Below are 21,216 nucleotides of genomic sequence, written 5' to 3'. Positions count from 1 at the left end.
CAAATCATTACAAATGAATTGATTGAACAATAGACAGATTTCATCCATTGATTTATTTATAGCAATTTTCGTGCCAAAATTAGTGTATTGTCAAAATAAAGGAAAAACTAAGGCTTTTTTTAAGAAAATACACAAAGAAGATACACTAAAACAGTGTATCTTCTTTGTGTATTTCTTCTAGTGTATCTTCTGTATTTTGGACTTGATTCAATTGTGTATTTTTGATCAGCTGAATAATGTAATAGACTTCTTCTATCGGTAACTCTATTTTGAATAGTTGTTTTAGATACATTGCTGCTTCCATTACAATCTCATAGCTAGGCTCAGTTGTAACCTGCCTTAATTCTTCTTCTGTAAGCGTCAATGTATCGTGCTGTAGCACTCTCTCTAGCATACCTGCTAAATGCATAACTAAATTAACATAAAAAGAATAATCCAGCTTCAAATCCAGCTTCGTTCTGATAATGTTTGCAAATTCCCATAAAGGATCAATTATTTTTTTAGGATTGATAAAAGTAAAGCTTTCTTCCATGTAATCAATACAGATTTTTTTAGCCATTGGTTCATCCATTTCCTGTGTTTCAACATAGATGTCACTAGCCGTTAATAACTGATCGATCACAGATTCAGCTTCACCTGAGAAAAAGGTTTCCATCGGAATAAATGGTGCTGCAATTTTTGGATCAGTAATGCCCGTCGTAGCAATTATACGATACTCTTCTTGAATCGTAACAAGCTGCTCTTTCATATCGATAATGGATAACGGTAATACTTCCAATTCTAAGCCTAATTGCGGTGGAACAGCGGCTTCAATCATTTCTTTCATCCGTTTAGCTGTCCCTTCACCGGAGGCACAGATTGCGATGATTACTCTTTTTTTCCAAGTTTCCAAGGGATCGATTTCTCTTTCCTGCTGGATTTCAGCATATCCTTGGAAGTTTTTCAGTGAATCATATAATGTGTCCAGCTGTGTATCGATCAACGTCGTTTTTCTAGCAGTCTCTAACACAATTGGCGTTGTGACCATATCTACTGTTCGCACTTCGATTCCTGTCTGCCGCGTGATTTCATCTGAAAAAGTAGCTAAAGAACCCATATCCACTAAAAGAATTACACCGCTGTCTTCATTAACTTCTTTGACTACATTGACGATTTGGCGCAATGCTTCTTTCGGCTGCATTTCTAGAGGCATGTCAACTGCTCTTAAATTATCAACATTCAACAATTGAGAGACCACTTGAACCATACTTGTAGCTGTACTTTTTCCATGAGCTGCAACGACGATCCCGATCCGGCCTGCATCTTTATTTTCTCTTAGTGAAATCAGTAAAACTGCTAGATAATAGGTTTCAAATTCTGGGATCTTCATTTGATAATTGATTTCGATAATGCGTTTGATTTCTTGTGCAGTCTCAAATTCTACTGGATAGTCCAATACCATGTTTTTGATATTTTCATTTAATTGATGTTGGCGTTCTTCGCCATTTTGAATTCGTTTTAAAAATGAACTTATATGTAAACTCATGGCATAAATAAAATTAGATTGAAAATTATAGTTTAATTTTTGTTTGGCAAAAGTATAGATTTCTTTAGTAACGTCGATTATCCGTTGATCTACGATTTCTGCTAACTTGTTTTCAGTATCAAACGTAAACCCATGATCTTTATAGAAAGATTTTAAATGCACATTAATATCTGTTGTAATAAAGTTGTTGATTACTTCTTGTTCTAGTCCATCTGCTTTTAGCAAGGCTGCTTTGTCACCAATAATCTCATATAAGTTATATGGCAGCTCATACGAATCTGACTGTATCGTTACTAAAGGTTCATTTGGCGTAACAATCATTTGTGGCTCCAAATATTTGGATAGTTCTGCTAGTGCATCGCGATTACTGGCTAGCTGCATCATGCCTTCTTTGATACTGTCTGTTAACTCATCGATCGTAATCGTCAGTTCATCTTGGTCGATATGATTTAAAAAGCCTCTGGCTGTCACTAGCTGAACATTGGATTTCAATTGGCCTACATTCCCATAAGAAACACTGCCGATCAAGGCTTTCACTACATCTTCTGATAAAGAAATTTTTCTTTGAATGCGTGAAGCTTCCATTGAAATCATCACTCTCAGCAGATCAATTTTTTCCTTTGCTGGTCGATCAATAAAATTCGGCAACTGAATAATGATCGGAATTCTACGAACAAAGGTATTTAATAAAGAGGAGGTAGGATTTTCAGTTGTTGCACAAATAATCCGGACATCTGCATGGCGATTTTTAACCGTTTCACCTAATCTTGAATATGTTCCATGGTCCATAAAATAAAAGACCATCTCTTGCCCTTCTGGTGGTAAGCGGTGAACCTCATCAAGAAATAAAATGCTTCCGTCTGCTTCATGGATGATCCCTTCTTTCGCTTTAGTTGCGCCAGTAAATGCGCCTTCAGCATAGCCAAAGAGATGGGACATCAATAATTCCGGGTTGTGCGCGTAGTCGGCACAGTTAAACACAACTAGCTTTTTATCCGGATCGATCACATGATTCAACAATGCAAACTGAAACATTGCATGAGCAAAATACGTTTTTCCAGATCCAGTTGGTCCGGTAATCAAACAGTTTAATCCTTTTGGTGGGTAAAGAATTGCGGCTTTAGCTTGTTCAACAGGTGTTCTCATGCTGCCTGTAGAGCCAATCATTCCTTTAAAAATATCTTCTCCAGCAAATTTTTTAGTTGGTTTATGTATAGGATTCGCAGATGTTCTTCGCTCTTCAAGCAAGCTATGTTCACGATAACTTTTTACAGGTTTCGTCAACGGCTGGTATTTAAAAATACTTTTATCGACATACTTAACTGGACGTCCTTCTGTCTTCTCTAATAACCCTTCCCGAACAAGCTGATTCAAGTCTTTACTGGCATTTGTTCTTTGGATACCCAAAGCATGGGAAACATCTTCAGTCGTCAGACCGCTTCCTAAAGAGACATCGCTTGATGTGAGATTTTCAGTCTGCTCTTTTACATAAAGATAAATTCGGTCTATACGCTTCATGTCATTACTCCTTCCAATTTAAAAGCGAAATCAATAAATGATACACTAATTTTATGTGTATCATACAGTGTATCGATTCAAAAGTACACTAATAACCTTTTTATTAAAATGTTTCACATGAAACAACGATTTTATAAAAAGGACTCACATTTTAGTAAAAACCATAAGGGATTTCTGAAAAAGTCTGAAATTCCTTGAAAAATATGGGTTTCCTCGCTATAATGCAGAGAGGTTTAACTATTCTATATGAAGTGAGGAAAACAATTGATTACTGTAAATGATGTAAGTTTGCTATTTTCTGACCGCAAACTTTTTGATGATGTAAATATTAAATTCACACCTGGTAACTGTTATGGTTTGATTGGTGCTAATGGTGCCGGTAAATCAACATTCTTAAAGATTTTATCTGGCGATATTCAGCCAACAACTGGAAATGTTGCTTTAGGCCCTGATGAACGTTTGGCTATTTTGAAACAAAATCACTTTGACTTTGAAGAAAATACGGTTTTAGAAACGGTTATCATGGGTCACAAACGTTTGTACGAAGTAATGAAAGAAAAAGATGCTGTCTACATGAAAGAAGATTTCACTGATGAAGATGGGATCAAAGCAGCTGAGCTTGAAGGTGAATTTGCCGAGTTGAATGGTTGGGAAGCTGAACCCGAAGCAGCCGTTTTGCTACAAGGCTTGAACATTCCTGAAAGCTTGCATGACCAAAAGATGAGTGAATTAACAGCTGGTCAAAAAGTGAAAGTATTGCTTGCTCAATCTCTATTTGGTAAACCTGATGTTTTACTACTAGATGAGCCGACCAATGGTTTAGACACTCGTTCAATCAATTGGTTAGAAGAATTCTTGATCAACTTTGAAAATACTGTTATCGTCGTTTCCCATGACCGTCACTTTTTAAATAAAGTATGTACGCACATGGCCGATCTTGATTTCGGTAAAATCAAATTATATGTTGGGAACTATGATTTCTGGTTGGAATCAAGCCAATTAGCGGCAAAATTACAATCAAATGCTAACGCAAAAAAAGAAGAACAAATCAAAGAATTACAAGACTTTATCGCTCGTTTCAGTGCGAACGCATCGAAATCAAAACAAGCAACTTCTCGTAAAAAAATGTTGGATAAAATCACATTAGATGACATTCAACCATCTTCACGTCGTTATCCGTTTGTTGGTTTTACTCCAGATAGAGAAATCGGAAATGATTTACTTCACGTGGAAAATGTCTCTGTGACGATCGATGGTAAGAAGATCTTAGACAACATCTCATTCTCTTTAAATAATGTTGATAAAGTGGCATTCATTGCAGATAATGATATCGTTACAACAACTTTATTCAAAGTAATCATGGGTGAAATCACGCCTGATACAGGTAGCGTACGTTGGGGTGTTACAACAACTCAAGCATACTTACCAAAAGATAACAGCAAAGATTTTGACACTAATTTAACTATTTTAGATTGGTTACGTCAATTTGCAAGTAAAGAAGAAGATGACAATACATTTTTACGTGGATTCTTGGGAAGAATGTTATTCTCAGGTGAAGACGTACTGAAATCAGTTAACGTGCTTTCAGGGGGCGAAAAAGTTCGTGTGATGTTATCTAAATTGATGTTATCTAAATCAAACGTGCTTGTTCTAGATGATCCAACGAATCACTTGGATTTAGAATCAATCACTGCTTTGAATGATGGACTAATGGCATTTACTGGTGCAATTTTATTCGCATCACATGACCACCAATTTATTCAAACATTAGCAAATCGCATCATCGCTGTTTCTGACAAAGGTGTTGTCGATCGTGCGGATACAACGTATGACGAATTCTTAGAAAATAAGGATGTTCAAAAACAATTAGATGAATTGTTTTCTGGTGAATATTAATTTTTAAAATGCCTATAAAGAGGATGGAACAAACTCTATGTCCTCTTTATGGCTTTTTTGTTATTTTAAAGAACTTAAACCAACTGTTGCGGCTATTTTAATCAATAGTCTAATTCATTTGCAAATTGGACTGCGGATGTCCTTCTTTTGCCATTGAATACACTTTAGCAGATTTAAAAGAATCCCATAAATTGGCTTGCCTCATTAAAATCAAACGACTAGTAAGAGCTTCCTCTGATAGTCCAAAAGTAGTAGATATCTGAGAAATATTCCACCCTTTTTCTAATGAGTAAAATAACACACTATCTGGAATCAAAATCATAGATGCACCTATATTTGCTTGAAATTCGTGCAGTTCCTGATGATGCCATTGCTTCATGTTCTTTGCTGTATCAAAAAAAAGCTGATTTTTGCCATCCATGTGGAACAAATAATGAATGATCTCATGACTTATCGCGAAATTTTTACTTTTTTCATCTAGCTCTTGATTAAATCCAATTGTAGTTTCTAATCGATCTTGAATGAGTAGTCCGGCAATCGGCCCACTTGCGATATCATTAAATTTAAATCCTCTAATCGTCACACCTTGAGATTGTACCAGCTCCCATATTTGAGAATACTTATACTCCTCACAGCTTATCCCATTATCTAACATAAACGTTGAAATATAATCATTTAGTTTAACAGAAAAATCAACATATTCTTTCATATATTTGAACATCTACCATCCCACCTTTTTTTATTTTTCTCCTTGTGCTTTGTAGAATACACATTCTCACGTTTATACGCTCCTTTTTGTAAACTAATCGTAATACATTTGTAATGTTTCTGTAATCAGACCTAAGACCTATTTTTTTGTCTCTATCCTGATTATCAAATTTTTAAAATCAGCTACAATTCAATCTAAAAAAGGCTTCCTTAACTCATATACGTCCAAAAATTTATTCAACTTTCCACTCAGTTTTATACTGCTACATAAGTCAAATTGATGAAATGAGTGTTTCCAACACGAAAGTTATAAGCTGAACCAATTCCAACATCCGATGTATTGACCAATATGATATCACCATTTTTTTCAATAATGATTGCAGTATTGGCATAAATTGCTGTACTAGGGTTTTCTGTCACCATGTTCACAGCGACTCTAGATCTTGGGAATAACTCTGGATTCGCTATTTTTCCAATTTTAAATTTATCATTTCTTGAAAATGAAAAAGCTTTGATACTCGTCAAATTCACACTAAAGAAGACCGTTTTCCCTTGTTTAATAATGTTTTTATCCACAATATTGAAATAATTTGTTTCTTCAAACGTTACAGAAGTTGACTGATCATCATATTCAGGATTTCCACTCGTTTCAGCCCTCAACAGCTTAAGTAACGGCAACAAATCTAGGGTGTAAAATAATTCATTGATCCCATCTTTTATATAATAAAATTGAACCTTCATTTGTGTGTTGCTGGTTCTGTCAAAGAATAGTGTTCCTTCAAGACTTGTTTCATGCTTGACCAAAGGAATTTGTGCATCATTGAAAATTACTTTATAATTTTGCACATCATCTTTTACAGCTATGCTAAACGTAAGCTGATTATCTTCTAAACTTTTAAGCTCGTAATACACGTTAGGATAGGCGAAACTTTTGACCCACTTGCCTTCTTTTCGCGCATACATATGGCCATCTCGAGGTGCTTCTGGAAATACTGAAGAAAGTACTCCGCTCTCACTGATAGTAATAGTCTTTCCATCTGGTTTTACGATTCCCGGTGTTTCATTTGTTGCAATCGTGATTTTGGGTATTTCAACGTGATCTTTGGCTAGTTTGATAACTTTTTCTGTGTTTAGGTTGGCTGTAACACTATAGGTCCCACTGCCGCTTAATTCTAAATAGCCATCTGTATTATTGATTTGCGTAGGGCGAGAATTGCCGACACCTTCTCCGCTATTAATTGGCGTAAATTGTTTTCCGTCATGTGTTAGTACCCATAATGAGTCATCTGGTAAAATATAGGCATGATCACGATTTGGTTGTTTGATTTCTGATAAATTGTTTACAGGAACTTCCCAGTCTCCAAAGTCACAAAACTCCGGAACAGACGGTTGTTTTTCATTATCGTTACAAATTTTTGGTTTAACCATTGTTTTTTCCTCCTTTAATAATGTCTGCAAAACATGCTGCGCATTCTGTTACTTCGACGCCTAAAAATTGTGTTAAGGCTTTGATAAATCGTTTATTTTTGGCTAAGGCTGCTGATAGTAATGCTTCATCCTGATTACTTGCTTGCCAGGCTTCAAATGCTGTCATCATTGCAATAGACAAATGTTTTACGGTACACCATTTTTCTTTATCACCGCGACTTCCATATAAGTCAAAAAGATAGAGCATATCTGTCCGCCTTAATTCAGCTAAAGTCGTGATTTCTTCTTTATATTCGGTAATTTTTTGTAGCTGTGCCTCAAGTTCTGTTTCTAGATCAATCAAGCCATTTTCTAATTCTGACACTCTTTTTTCCAATAAGGTTTTAGCATGCATTTCAGCACTTGCAATTTGAACAAAGCTCCTAATTAGATCTTCTGCGATACCATCTGTTGAATGTTTATTTTCCATATTCATCCTCTTTTCTCTGATATTTTGCGATTTCTCTTAACATGAGATATTTACTTTTTTGTTGTTCATAGAAAATCGAGTCACTTTCGACTTTAAAAAGACTGATGACCGTTTGATAATCTTTAGGATGTTGTTGTAAATGACTCTTCATCTTTTGCGCTTGCTGCTCATATTTATTCATATCCTCACCTGTTCACATGGGAATATTTCAAATAATTCACTAAAGTTGCATTGAAAACCCCAGTCCCTTTCAGCTCTACTTTTTTATAACCTGGTGTCAAAATCGCTCCTCGTTGCCAAGTCGGCATAAACCCAACCGCTTTGAGTAAATCATAGTTAGACAATCCTTTAACAGGAAAAACACCTTCTCCATCAATCCATGCCCCATTATATTGCGCTTTCAAATAAGGAGTAACATCGATGCCTTCGATCCAAACTTCAAAATCAGATACGCTACTGGTAAATAAAGAGACACCTGCACTTAGCGAATGATTATGAGGTACGGTTGTATGTTGGTGAGGATTTGGACTGACTGCACTTTGGTTTACAGTTAAACTTGTCTCGTTGACTTGAACAGCTGTGGAACCCGTTGCACCACCAGCACCAATCGGCATAGCAAATGGTTGGATAATAATTTTAAATTCAAACCGCTCGTAATAAATCAAATCGGGACTAACTGAGATATAAAAAGTGGCAGGATGATTGGTATCACCCTGCCTTGTAAACTCCATCCCATAAATATCAACTACTTGGTTTCGTCGTTGAAGCTGACCTTGTTTGCTTTCGCTCGTCCGATCAGCAATTCGTTCAGCCATTTTGTTTAAGGCTGAATCATATGTCATTTTCACTACTGACCACTCTCCCTGTCTACTTTTAAGAATTTTTCTAAGACAACACTGTTCGTTTCTACACCACTTTGGTCGATTAAGTAGTTTATGCTAGTAATGTAAAACCAGTCATCCATTTGTAGGATTTTTTTCATATAATTGGAACATTCCTCCACCATCAATAATTGATTATCATAAAGCAAACGAACTTTATCGCCTACATTGATTTCTTCTGGCAACTCTTCCACTGTCAATTCGATTTGATAGGTACGTCTGGACTGTTTCAATTTTTTTACTGCTGCATCATAGGCTGTTTTAGCCGCTTTAGCTCGATCTTCATCTGTGATCGTCTCTTCGTTTGTATTAAATGGGGCTAAATCGTTGAATGAAAAAGCTCCTTCAATCACTTTAGCGGATTCTAACGCTATACTCTCTGTATCGATCACTGAATATTCAATATTGCCGTTCGGAGCTAATTTTGAAAACTGAATATAATCATAGCCTCGCTCATTGTTGATCCCTTTTCTCAAAATCACGACTGGAAATTTAGGATCTTGGCTGGCTTTATTTTCATATATTTCTCTAAGACTCATGCTCGACATCCCGGAATCTGATTTTTCACCGTACACGGTGGCAATATTGATAACATGATCAAAACTATGAGCAATTGTCGGCTCAGCAATGATGCGGATATTTTGCTTGCTACTTGGTTTTGTAGAAAATAGGTAGGATTTCTTTTCTCCGAAAGAACCAATTTCCAGCGCACGGCCAAAATGAAACCCGACACGCCAAAAAAGATCTGGCGTCAACTCACACGTTTTCGTCAAACCTTCTAATTTATTCTGTCGACTGTAGACATAATCGATCACACGCATCGCTGAATCTTGTCTATAATTCACATTCCAGCCTGGATAACGAAAATCTAGCGTGCTATAAATATCATTAACTGTTCGATTTTTAGCAGCTAAATTGGTCGAAATTTGTCGGTACTCCCATTCAGAAATTACATGCGCTAAATCGATCGATAACGTTTCATTCTCCTTATCTAAGGTATAACCGGTCACGATTCCATGAAAGACTTTTTTATTGATATATAGCTTCATCTCCTCACGACCATTGATCCATTTGGTATACTCTATCGGCAAAACGATTTGAGTGGTCGGCACATACATCAATTCATTACTCCAACTAAGTGTGTTAAGAATTTTAGTCCCTCGTTTGATGACTTTACCACCTTCTAATATTTCAAAAAAGAATTTAGTATTGCTTTTAGCATAAGGATCGATTTCAACATCAAATGCTTGTTCAAAAATGATGATTTGGTCAAAAATCAATTCATCCGTTGCACTTCCATTTGTACGAATTCCTTTGACATAAACCGCAGTTCCATTAGGTACTTTAAGCTTGACCTCAAAACCAGAATTTTCAACTCCGATCACTTTGGGATACGCCTCTTTCACATCGGGACGGTCAATGGGTGTAGCTTTGATACGCCCTAATTCTTGATCCGTTTCAGCATTGATGAATGCGATATATTCTTCTCCTTTATCTGAGCTAAAATGCCAGCCGGAAGCGTGTATTTCTCCTTCTTTGATTCCTAAAAAATCCAATGTCCCTACGTTCGTCATTGTTTCGAATGTCTCAAAATCGCCTAGATCAGACGGTAATTGATTCAAAAAATGATGCCAACGTTGCGCTGCATCTACTCTTCTTTGAAAATGTTCTGTCCCAGCTCGTTCAAAATTTTTAAGAAAAGCCAGTGTCGCTTGTTCAACATCTGCAGCATTCTTAAAGCCTTCCACAGATTTAGGCTCAACAACACCGATCCATTGACCATTGAACATACACCAATCAATCAAACGAGTTTGAACTTCCACACTGGTATAGTTTCCGTTGATTCCTGCATGAGCTAGTAAACGCTGAACGTATTCTCGACCACTAGCAGTTGGACTGCCCACTAATGGATACGCGGAACCATCCCATTGAACAAGTCCATAGGCTGGTCCGCCATGAGATTGATCTGTGTCAGGATTCATTGATCCACCTGTTTCAACATCGATATTTCCCAATAAACCAGCGATCGAAATCATATTATAGCCAGATTTATTTAGCAACTGTGCAATCGACCAAGCTCTCCGTTCTTCTTCTGACGTTATTTCTGGTGCAGGAGTGGAACCGCTAGAACCTTTGGGATTGCGGTAAAAAGTCGTTGGCGGATTACCATTATAACTAAGTCTGGATGCGTGATTGTCGATTGAGATTCCATTAGCAAACGCATTACAATGAATAATAGAGGTGTTATCAACAAATATTCCTGCATGTCCCTCATCACCACCAGAAGCGCCTCTTACGCCCCATATAAAAACATCTCCCCGCTGTGGATTACTTACTTGCTGCCATCCAATGCCTTCGAGATGCCCAAATAGAGTATCTGTATTTCCCATCGTGCCGACAGCAAATACGCCAGCTGCAATCAAGGCATAATAAACAGCTGAACTACAATCATAACTATTTGGACCTAACCTAGCCCCTTGACTGTAGGATACTTTTCCTTTGCGTTGATCCATCCAATTAATTGCTGTTTCAATGCTTGACATCTATTTACCCCCCTATTTTACTTTGTGCTTTCCATGTTCCGCCTTTGCGAATTTGATTGGCACTTTTATTTGGTTTCCCATCATCGCTGAATAACGTTTTTGGAACATCGACCCATTTACCTGATTTTCGAATCTGCCAAAACCCGCCTGTGTTATCAAGAGACTTCCAAGTACCCTTTTTTCGAATCGCCATCGGTCGGTAGTCAGCAATGATATCTTTAAATCGGATATAGCTATATTCAAGGGGAAATGTATCGTCCCCATAAATAGTTATTTTCAGCCAAGTAATCCCTGTTGCATCAAATGTATTTCTTGTAACATCGTTGTACCACGTTCCTCCAGAACTATTAGGAGAATGGGGATTGTTCCAGCCATCCATCGCATATAAAGGCTGCGTTCCATAATATCTTTGTTTCAACGTTTCAGTAAATGCATGCGTATATGATGCACTCGCTGGATCTTCTGTCTGCACAGATGTTTTGGCCACGATCAGCTGCCAGTCATACTCTGTTGCTAAATTTCCTGCATAAACATAGGGTGTATAGATCCCTGTTGTTGCTCTAGTTCCATAAGCTACCAATGAGAGCCGCAATCTATACAGATTACCATTAACATTTTCAGCCGTAATCCCTTCCCCATGCCCACTTGTTTTAGGAAACCCTGGCGGATTTCCCGGCATCGCTTGAAACTGTGCTGCTGTCGGCGCCCCAGCGATATAAACATCTCCTGGAACACCAGGATCATGTCCCCAGCTTCCTCGAATCGGAGCATATTTCTTTTCCGCCATAATTACTCACCTTCTCTTAATTCTACTTTTAGTTCTTCTTTCAATTCAGCTTTCAACTGTTTCAACAATGCTGTATTGATTCCGCCAGCCAAATCATTTTCAGTTGATTTATTATTTGTTCTAATGTAGTGAGCACCATCAGGAGACCCACCAAATAAATTGATATTCCCACCAGCAATCCCTTTACCAGGGATAAAACCACCTTCAAGACCGCCTTCCCAAACACCGATTTCTTTTAATTTTTCGATGATTTTCAATAATGCATCCAGCATTTTCTCAATCAAATCCCACTGTCCGCAATCAGAACAGATCAATGCTTTGTTCATCAATCGTTGATTATTTAAAAAATCCAGAATAAAATCTTTAATATCACACATATCAACTGCTGGTAATTCTTCTCCTAAATAGCCTAATAAACAATCATTCATGTTATTTAAATCTTGACAGTTATTGTGTAATAGGGGTAATTTAGGATTCAATCCTGTGTTTTTCTGTAGGCTTTTACACTCTTTTTCTCTAATCCCATGTAAAACAAATTCTGGGCTCGTTGTTTTTAATTCTTCGCACGCTTGGCAATCTGTCATTTTCTTTCATCCTCTCTTCTTCCTCTTTCATAGCATCAAATCTCTACACATATGGCGAAACGGGTGCTTTATTTTTATTAGCAAACTGAATTTTCACATTCGCACGATCATCCAGTGGGCTTGATATACTATCGTTAAAGACTTCAAGAAATTGAATCCAACCACTGTCGCCTCCAGGTGGAAGAACACCTTTCATCCCGATATTGATCGTTTGATTGATTGCCCAAGTCCTATCCTCTGTCGTGTTATGTTTCACCTGAAATATGCGGGCTTCTTTATCACTTTTAACATATAGGTTGATCACAAATTCATTTACAGCACTAACATGTTCCGACTTATATGTACAGTCATTCACTGTTACACTGCGTACTTGCCATTTCGCAGTTAAACCACTTTCTTGTCCCATCCCAAAATTGACCTTACCCGTCACGCGGCCTCGCCCCAATCTTGTAGTGTAGGAACTATTTAGCCAATCTGTCCAGTTAAAAACAAAATTTCCTGTACTTCTATCAATCGAAACACTCATTTCTGGCGTGGAATAATCAATTGTGTAAGTAGCATTTACTTCCCAATTTTGAGCAGCTAGAGCATCTAAAGCTGCCTCAACTTTTGCCATTTTTGCCCATAATTTATTGATAGAGTCTTCCAGTTCATGAATTTTGAGCCATTGCCCACAGTCACTGCAAACCATTGCTTTATTCATCAACTGTAGGTTGGTCATTAATTGATCCATAAATTCTTTCCAATCACATACACTCTGATCTGCTAAAGTAGCTTTTAAAGCCCCAAGCAGACAGTCGTTAAGATCATTTAAATCCTCACAGTTGGTGTGAAGAACGTCTAGATCAGGATTTAACCCTGTATCTTTCTTCAAGCTATTGCATTCTTTTTCTGTAATACCATTTATGATAAAATTCGCTGCATAGTCTTTTAAATTGTCACATGCTGTACAATAATCAGCCATTCTTTTCATCTCCTTTTCTAAATATAAGGTGGAACGGATGTCAGATTTTTATTGGAAAATCTAACTTGCCCATCCACAATACTGCTTAACACTTTTCCTTGATCTTTAAAGGTAAAAATTTGTAACCAGCCGCTATTTTGTCCAGAGCCTAAAACTCCTTTTAAATTGATAGGGATTGTTTTATTGATCTTATCCGTGAACGTTTCCAAGCTATTATGAGGACGCTCATATTCTAGGGTTCCACCTGAAATTGTTGGTACATAAAACTTAATGATGAATTCTAAGCTTCTGACATTCAATGATTGATATGTTACAGTATCCAAGGTCACACTTCTAACTTGCCATTTCGCATTCATCCCATTTTCTTGAGTCATGCCAAAATTGATTCTTCCGGTAAGTTTTCCTCGCCCCATTGGATTGGTGATAACAGAACCGTTCATATCCCAATCAGTCCAGTTAAATTCAAAATATCCTGATCGATCAATATGAATCTTTAATTCTGGTACTTCAGATTGCACTAAACGACGCACATCAACTTCCCATTTTTGGGCAGCTAATGCATCTAATGCTGCTTCGACTTTCGCCATTTTTGCCCATAATTTATTGATTGAATCTTCAATTTCATGAAGTTTTGCCCATTGCCCACATTCACTACAGATCATGGCTTTTTGAATCGTGTATAAATTGTTCGTTAGTTCTTTCATGTACTCTTTCCAGTCACAAACAGTATACGCAGGTAATTTGTCTTGTAACGAATGGAGTAAGCAATCCAACATATCATTAAGGTCTTCGCAATTTTTATGCAATTCTTTCAAACCTGGGTTTAAGCCCGTATCTTTTTGTAGGCTTTTACATTCTTTATCTGTGATGCCGTTCTTCACAAAATTCGGTGCATATTCTTTTAGAGCGCCGCAAGCTGTACAATAATCAGACATGTATTTCCCTCCTTTTTTAAATCGTTAATCTGTCAACTTTGACGTACACACAGGTCATTTCACAGCAATTATTTGTTTCGACGATGATGCCGTTCGTTCCATGATGAACACTGAAACCAAATGTACTGCCACTTGGTATCACTAATTGATTGATGTTGATGGCTTTTTCTGAACAGCACTGATCTTCGAGATAGTATATTTCACCACTAGCCGTCAAGGTCAATTTACCGTTATACTCGCCTAAAATTTGCATTGTGTTACCATTCAAGGTAATCACTGGATCTTTCATCGCTCCGATCAACGTGATGGTGAGCTTGTCACTATCCATGATCGTGTCACTGTAAAACTGTCCTGCAATAATATCTTTACATGGCTCTGCCTTACAGATTTTATGTCCAAGCATTTTTTCTTCAGACCAAATCTTTTTCCCTGCCTCACAGTTATAAATGATTTGATAAGTATCACCACATTGGCTATAAAAAGCATTTGCGACGTCTTTTTTCAGTTCGCAAAGTGAGTTATCTCCAGTTAGAAAATCACATTCACAGACGCATTTTGGACACGGTTCATGTTTGGTTTGGGTGCACGAAATACAACAATCTTGGCACTCATCGACTTCTTGAAAATCTAAACAGTCCATAAAATTACACGCTACATATGGTTTTAAGAAAACTTTTTTCGTGTCTGCTTTATGCCAAATTCCTTCGTATAAGACAAGATCGATATCAATATTGACAACATGTCGTTCCATTGAATAGGACTCACTGAAATCTTTGATAAAGGCATTCGTCCATAAAAGTTGTTCACCTTCAATAGCCCATAACTTGCCTGCTTTGACGATGTTCATGAAGACATAGTCTTTGTAAAATTTCTTTTGATCACAACTCAATTTTCGCGTATCGAGTTTTAGCGTCATGCTTAGTGATTGCTCCAGAGAAAACTGTTGCTTGGCTTTAAAATTGGCATAGCTGCCATGACCGAAGCTGTATTCTGTTGTACCAGTTTTAAAACCGCCGCTGAGATCCGCTGATTGCAGCATTTCGTAGTTGTCGATTACGAGATCGTTGAATTGGATGTATTTTCTGTTTAATATTGTCATGATTTACTCCCTTCTTTGAGGTTGGTTAGTTGTATAAAAAAGAACAAGAGCTAAATAAAGCTCTTGTTCTTTTTTATTATTTTATTTATTTTTTTGATAGTACCATTGAACGAATTCTAGAATTTCTTTGTCGGAATAATCTAGGTTTTTGAGGACTTCGGCTAAAGCATTAATATCGGTATTTTAATATGATGACTCTACTAACCTTCCTTTGCTCACATCATAATGCAATGTCTCTTTTTTCTCACCGTCTACATTCCCTTTAAGAACAAGAGATGATTCAAGAACTTCATTGGTTTTATTACCAATTACAAAATCTAGCTCAAAATAATCATAGTCTATTCCTTTCTCTCTAGTAAACTATAGAATCTCACTGTATTGGTTAATTTCTACAGCTTTTTCTTCTAAATCTTCTGCCATTTTTTGATTTTCATTGTCAACTGTCTCTTCTGTAGTTTTTTCTACTGATGATGGACTAACTGATTTTTCCTCAGTATTATTACTGGAACCACATCCTGCAAGACCCATTATTAACCCTAATACCACAACACTTAATTTTATTTTTTTCATTTTTCTCCTCCAAATGTAACAAATATAACTATGGTAGTTTATTTCTTTAAAGTATACTTTTTTTCAGAGATAGAAAAAGAACAGAAGCTTAGTCTAGCTCTTGTTCTTAATTATCACTTTATTTATTATCATAATGATACCATTGGGCAAATTCTACGAGGTCTTTATCAGAGCAATCTATACTTTTTAGGACTTCTGCTAAAGCATCAATATCTGTATTATCTCCAGATGATTCTACCATTCTGCCTTTACTTACTTCATAAATTAAACCATCTTTTTCTTTCCCATCGATATTTCCCTTAAGGGTCAGTCTAACATCTAGGATTTCCCTTCTACTTGAAGCAAATGTAAATGTCATTTCAAAATAATCATAATCTATGCCCTTTTCTCTTATCAAACTCAAATAGTTGCCATAAGATTTAATATCTACACCCTGCTCCTCTAATTTTTCAGCTAGTTGATTCATCTTTTCAGCTTCTTTGGCCGATGTATCTTCTGTAGTCTGTTCTATAGAAGAATCTGTTGATTTTTTCTCTGAGCTTTTATTAGAGCCACAACCTACAAGACTCATGGATACACCCATTACTAGCAGTGATAGAACTATCTTTTTCATTATTTTCCTCCTAATGTAATAAATAACGTCCAATTATAGTTTAACATAGATTTTATATAGAATAAATTCTTTTTCCAAAAAAATCATTTAAACAAGAGGTAATTAACTATCTTATATCATTTTATCTCAAATATCGGCTAGCTCGCTTCATCATATAATCAGCATTTCCACCGACTACATTTTGTGTTACTCTGTTTGCGTTATTAGTTGTATGACTGATGTTATTGACAACTGTTGAAACAGCTGGCACAAGCATAGATGGGGTAGTAAATCTGTTCGTCAATGCATTAAATGCTCCTTTAACATCAAGATTATTTACTCTATTCATAAAATCAAGTCCAAAGGTTTTGACGGCAGCTCTCCGCTGGACAAATTCGCCAGGAGTCAGCATCGCCGGTATTGTGTCTGTCCCTTGTTTTTTAAATATACTAGTCAATCCTCCAGAAGCCAGATAGTCAGGAACGATACCTCCTGTTGCTCGTTTAAGTGGATTTACCGTTTCTACTTTAACATATATTCCTTCTATAGCAGTCTTAAATCCTTCTACTAAAGAATTTCCTAAATTTGTACCTATATTTCTAAAATTAGATGCCGCCGCAGAATCTTTTGAATTCAGTCCACTAATTACAGCATCTATTTCTTTAGGAATATTTTGAATTGCTTTGATAAGCCCTTCTGTTAGATTAGTTGTATATGAATCCCCGATTTTTTTAAAGGTTTCTATGTGCCCATTAAGAGCAGTGATAAGGTCTGTAAATGCTGTACCTATTGTTCCAGTTGGATTGATTTCATTGTACTTTGCCATGATATTTGTTGCAAATCCATTACCAAAATCTGAAAATTTTGGTAATAAGTTATTCAATGTATCTGCTAACTTTGTAAATGCATCTGCACTACTAGTAATTTTTTCAGCATCATTATTTACTTTTTTATCAATGACAAAGAGACTAAGTTTTTCTAAACACTCTTTAACTGCTGTTATTTTCTCTTCAAATTCAACTGAATTTAAAAGAGGAACATTTTGTATTTTCGTTATTAAATCATTGATTTTTTGAACTTTATTAAGAGCAGCTTTCATATCTTCTTCAAAAGTATCTGTTCCTTGTTGTACAACTGGTTGCGGCCCTAAACTATTATTCTGTCCTAATTGATTGTTAATTTTAATCCTATCCTCGGCTAACGTCATAAAATTAGTATTATCTGTAGTAGCTGAACCATTTGAACCTGAGGTATTACTTAACGTGAACTTATCAACAGCCTTCATAGCTTCAACAATCTGGCCCATTGTTTTTTCAAACTTTGCTGTGCTTCCTTCATCGAAATTAAAATTCAAAGCTTTTGCAAACTGATCTCCCATTAAATTTAGCTGTGTTAATTTATTCACTGCATTTGTAATGATAGACAATTGTTCATCCAAATTCTCTAATGTTAGAGACTCACCATTTTCATCTGTAGGTGAAAAATCGGTAAGTAATACCTTACGAATCGTATCTTGCATGAGTTTTACTCTGTCTTCGAATGTTGCAAAACTTCCTTCATCAAACTTAAAATCAAGAGCATCTTTAAGTTGAGTTCCCAGTTCATTTAATTTCGTCAACTTATTGATTGCTTGCTGAATATCCCTTTCCATCGCCCATGTCCAGTCAGGCATATTGCTTCTAGTTCCATTTTCATCTCTAGGTGTAAAGTCGGTACTTAGGATTTCCTTGATTGCTTCTTTGATTCCTTTGATCGTCTCTTTCAGTTTAGTCACTGCGTTTGCATCAAAGGTGAATCCCATAGCTGTTTTCAAATGTTCAATCAATTTACTTAAATATTCAGCCTTTTCAACTGTTGCCTTTAGAGTATCAATGTCCAACTTCATATTAAGATCAATTTTTTCAAAGCCTTTTATGATATCCTGAATGTTTTGTAATTTACTTATAATATCACTAAAACTTAATTCCGTATTTTGGATTTTATCTAGCTGTTCCATGATTCCAACTAAATGAGTTACATAGTTTTTAGCGTCTTCTGCAACACCTGAATCAATATTGTCACCTTTGAAGGCTCGTTTTACATCATCGAACCAACCTTTTGTTTTGGTAAAATATTCAAATGTTTTTTGAATCTCTTCGATTCTATCTTTTAATCCCTCAGGGTCTTTTATCTCAGTCTCTTCAAGCTTTTCAATGGATTTAGCCACATCTGCTAAATTCCCTACAGCTTTTGCTGCATCTTCTCCAATTTTCGTATCGGTTTTTCCTCCACTGAAAAACTGACCCATTTCTTTAAAGAATCCTACTCCTTTTTTCAAGTATTCAAAGACACTTTGAATTTCATTGATTTTCGTTTCAATATTTGCAGGAACTGTAATGTCCTCAAACTTCTGAAGTTCCGTTCCTACTTCTGCAAGTTTGATAACACCTTCTGCTACAACTGCGGTATTTAATGCGCCAACGGCATTTTTGAATAGATCTACCACGTTTCCTAGATTAGCTGCAGTAAAATAACCGATGGCTGTTGCAACAGATTCTATTTTTCCTTTGACGCTTGAGGTGTCGTCTGGGACTTTTTGATCTAACTGATTAAGTGCTTCTGAAACATGCATCAATTCTTCTGCTACTAGAAAGACTGTTGCTAATCCTGCCCCAGCAATCAATGCGCCAACACCTGATGATACTAAAGCACCGACAACGCCGACTAGAACGCTCATGCCTCCGATTGCTATGCCAATATTGGCTAGCTTTGCTGCAACATTGGCAATGTCATCTGGTACTTTTTCATCGATTTGTTTCATTGCTTCAGCTGCTTTTGTGAGGAGCGTTATAATACCCTCGATAGATGCCAACCCAGCCATAGCCATCTCTGGTTTCTTTTCAGCTAACAAGCCGACAACGCCAACAAGAATACCCATTCCTCCGATGGCAGCACCCATAGCTAGAAGTTTTCCACCTAGACTGCCAAAATCACCTGGTACTTTGGCAGCAATTTGTCCCATTGCTTCTGCTGTTTCACCTAATAAGCTACTAAGATCACGAATCATTTTAAAGCCAGCTTTTGCTTCTTTAGGATGATCCTTCGCTAATTTTCCTGCTATCGCTACTAGGACACCCATTCCGCCTATTGCAATGCCCATACTTCCTAAGCGAGAACCCATTTCACCAAAATCGGATGGCACTTTTGTCACAATTTGACTCATCGTTTCTGCTGCTTCTTCTAATAATTTACCGATTTCTCGGATCATTTGAAACCCTTTTTTCGCTTCTTTGGGATTGTCTTTCGCTAATTTCCCAGCGATGGCGATTAAAACACCCATTCCTCCGATCGCGATGCCCATACTTCCTAAACGAGAACCCATCTCTCCAAAGTCTGCTGGCACTTTGGAGACAATTTGACTCATCGTTTCGGCTGCTTCTTCTAATAATTTACCGATTTCTCGGATCATTTGGAAGCCTTTTTTCGCTTCTTTAGGGTTATCTTGAGCTAGTTTGCCTGCGATGGCAATTAAAATACCCATTCCACCGATTGCGATGCCCATGCTTCCTAAACGAGAACCCATTTCTCCAAGATCTGCTGGCACTTTGGCAGCAATTTGACTCATCGTTTCGGCCGTTTCTTCTAATAATTTGCCGATTTCTCGAATCATTTGGAACCCTTTTTTTGCTTCTTTAGGATTATCTTGGGCCAGCTTTCCTGCTATCCCTACTAATATACCCATTCCTACGATGGCGATCCCCATACTTCCTAAACGAGAACCCATTTCTCCAAGATCTGCTGGAACCTTTGTGGCGATTTGACTCATCGTTTCGGCTGCTTCTTCCAGTAGTTTGCCGATTTCTCGAATCATTTGGAACCCTTTTTTCGCTTCTTTGGGATTGTCTTGCGCTAGTTTTCCTGCTATCCCTACTAATACGCCCATTCCTACTATAGCGATTCCCATGTTTCCTAATCGAGCACCCATCGACCCTAAATCTGATGGTACTTTAGCGGCGATTTGGCTCATCGTCTCCGCTGCTTCTTCTAATAGCTTGCCAATGTCTCGAATCGTTTTAAAGCCTGTTTTTGCTACTTTTGCATCACTACTTGCCAATTTGCCAGCTATCGCTACTAATGCTCCCATTCCTACGATGGCGATCCCCATATTTCCTAAACGAGCGCCCATTGATCCTAAATCTGATGGTACTTTTACAGCAATTTGGCTCATGGTCTCCGCTGCGTCTCCCAATAGTTCTCCGATATCTTGAATCGTTTTAAAACCTGTTTGGGCTTTTTTCCCATCGCCACTGGCTAATGCACCAGCTATAACCGCTAAGGTCCCCATTCCTACTATAGCGATGCCCATATTTCCTAATTTCGGCCCAATTTTGCTTAAATCTGATGGCACTTTATCGTTGACTTCTTTGAGCGTTGCTGCCCCTGATTCTATGGATTTAGCCGCATCTTCTATAAAATTGAATCCTTTAAATTCACTTAAGCTTTTTTCAAGTTTTTTAACGCTTGATTGGACTTTGCTTTTCTCTATTTTTAATTGTTTGATTTTACTGTCTATTTTAGAAAGCTGCTTTGCGATTTCTTCAGAGTTGGATTTCATATCTATTGATATTTTTTCTATTGCCACTCTGTCGCCTCCTTTCTTATTTTGTTATGTGGATCTTTTTCTGATACTAAACAAAAAAAACATGGCAACAAGCTCATGCTTTTTCTAAATATTATA

Annotated in this window: 16 protein-coding genes; 1 reads left to right on the top strand and 15 read right to left on the bottom strand. The window is 37.0% G+C overall.

Annotated features, from left to right (window positions below; translation table 11 throughout):
- Positions 1 to 145 precede the first annotated feature (145 nt).
- A complete protein-coding gene (locus IGJ02_RS00280; protein ID WP_430602759.1) occupies positions 146 to 3,043 on the bottom strand; it encodes a sigma 54-interacting transcriptional regulator in 2,898 nt (965 codons plus the stop codon).
- 264 nt (positions 3,044 to 3,307) lie between these two features.
- Here IGJ02_RS00280 and IGJ02_RS00275 point away from each other — a divergent pair, with 264 nt between their 5' ends.
- Positions 3,308 to 4,939 carry an ABC-F family ATP-binding cassette domain-containing protein gene (locus tag IGJ02_RS00275; protein ID WP_010762085.1) on the top strand — a complete coding sequence of 544 codons (1,632 nt, stop codon included), beginning with the start codon at positions 3,308 to 3,310 and terminating at the stop codon, positions 4,937 to 4,939.
- A 109-nt stretch (positions 4,940 to 5,048) separates the two neighbouring features.
- Here the strand turns inward: IGJ02_RS00275 and IGJ02_RS00270 are convergent, their stop codons facing one another.
- The 14 genes from IGJ02_RS00270 to IGJ02_RS00205 all read right to left on the bottom strand — a co-directional run bounded on the left by IGJ02_RS00270 (position 5,049) and on the right by IGJ02_RS00205 (position 21,120).
- Positions 5,049 to 5,660: an ImmA/IrrE family metallo-endopeptidase gene (locus tag IGJ02_RS00270; protein WP_430602758.1), complete on the bottom strand. Its 612-nt coding sequence runs from the start codon at positions 5,658 to 5,660 to the stop codon at positions 5,049 to 5,051.
- Between the two features lie 242 nt (positions 5,661 to 5,902).
- On the bottom strand, positions 5,903 to 7,075 hold the full coding sequence (locus IGJ02_RS00265) for a hypothetical protein (protein WP_430602757.1): 1,173 nt from the start codon (positions 7,073 to 7,075) through the stop codon (positions 5,903 to 5,905).
- The gene (locus IGJ02_RS00260; RefSeq protein WP_430602756.1) at positions 7,068 to 7,544 is read right to left on the bottom strand and encodes a hypothetical protein; all 477 of its coding nucleotides are present in this window, start codon (positions 7,542 to 7,544) and stop codon (positions 7,068 to 7,070) included. Before IGJ02_RS00260 ends, IGJ02_RS00265 begins: the two co-directional genes overlap by 8 nt.
- The gene (locus IGJ02_RS00255; RefSeq protein ID WP_430602755.1) at positions 7,534 to 7,725 is read right to left on the bottom strand and encodes a hypothetical protein; all 192 of its coding nucleotides are present in this window, start codon (positions 7,723 to 7,725) and stop codon (positions 7,534 to 7,536) included. The genes IGJ02_RS00260 and IGJ02_RS00255 overlap by 11 nt, the downstream gene beginning before the upstream one ends.
- Before the next feature lie 4 nt (positions 7,726 to 7,729).
- Positions 7,730 to 8,386 carry a hypothetical protein gene (locus IGJ02_RS00250; RefSeq protein ID WP_010762090.1) on the bottom strand — a complete coding sequence of 219 codons (657 nt, stop codon included), beginning with the start codon at positions 8,384 to 8,386 and terminating at the stop codon, positions 7,730 to 7,732.
- A 5-nt stretch (positions 8,387 to 8,391) separates the two neighbouring features.
- Positions 8,392 to 10,968, bottom strand: coding sequence for a phage tail tip lysozyme (locus IGJ02_RS00245; protein WP_430602754.1), 2,577 nt, complete (start codon positions 10,966 to 10,968; stop codon positions 8,392 to 8,394).
- 4 nt (positions 10,969 to 10,972) lie between these two features.
- Entirely contained in the window at positions 10,973 to 11,755 is a 783-nt protein-coding gene (locus IGJ02_RS00240) for a hypothetical protein (protein ID WP_430602753.1), read from the bottom strand.
- A gap of 2 nt (positions 11,756 to 11,757) precedes the next feature.
- Positions 11,758 to 12,339 carry a hypothetical protein gene (locus IGJ02_RS00235; RefSeq protein ID WP_010762093.1) on the bottom strand — a complete coding sequence of 194 codons (582 nt, stop codon included), beginning with the start codon at positions 12,337 to 12,339 and terminating at the stop codon, positions 11,758 to 11,760.
- Between the two features lie 43 nt (positions 12,340 to 12,382).
- Positions 12,383 to 13,303 carry a hypothetical protein gene (locus IGJ02_RS00230; RefSeq protein WP_430602752.1) on the bottom strand — a complete coding sequence of 307 codons (921 nt, stop codon included), beginning with the start codon at positions 13,301 to 13,303 and terminating at the stop codon, positions 12,383 to 12,385.
- A gap of 17 nt (positions 13,304 to 13,320) precedes the next feature.
- A complete protein-coding gene (locus tag IGJ02_RS00225; protein WP_430602751.1) occupies positions 13,321 to 14,238 on the bottom strand; it encodes a hypothetical protein in 918 nt (305 codons plus the stop codon).
- Between the two features lie 16 nt (positions 14,239 to 14,254).
- Positions 14,255 to 15,337, bottom strand: coding sequence for a hypothetical protein (locus IGJ02_RS00220; protein WP_430602750.1), 1,083 nt, complete (start codon positions 15,335 to 15,337; stop codon positions 14,255 to 14,257).
- Positions 15,338 to 15,697: 360 nt separating this feature from the next.
- Positions 15,698 to 15,907: a hypothetical protein gene (locus IGJ02_RS00215; RefSeq protein WP_430602749.1), complete on the bottom strand. Its 210-nt coding sequence runs from the start codon at positions 15,905 to 15,907 to the stop codon at positions 15,698 to 15,700.
- Between the two features lie 118 nt (positions 15,908 to 16,025).
- Positions 16,026 to 16,520: a hypothetical protein gene (locus tag IGJ02_RS00210; RefSeq protein ID WP_430602748.1), complete on the bottom strand. Its 495-nt coding sequence runs from the start codon at positions 16,518 to 16,520 to the stop codon at positions 16,026 to 16,028.
- A 121-nt stretch (positions 16,521 to 16,641) separates the two neighbouring features.
- The gene (locus tag IGJ02_RS00205) at positions 16,642 to 21,120 is read right to left on the bottom strand and encodes a hypothetical protein (RefSeq protein ID WP_430602747.1); all 4,479 of its coding nucleotides are present in this window, start codon (positions 21,118 to 21,120) and stop codon (positions 16,642 to 16,644) included.
- Positions 21,121 to 21,216: the final 96 nt, after the last annotated feature.

It is taken from the genome of Enterococcus sp. DIV0724b, from assembly GCF_050531475.1.
GTDB lineage: Bacteria > Bacillota > Bacilli > Lactobacillales > Enterococcaceae > Enterococcus_L > Enterococcus_L haemoperoxidus.
Note: the sequence above shows the minus strand (reverse complement) of the source record. Positions and strands in the feature narration are given on the sequence as shown.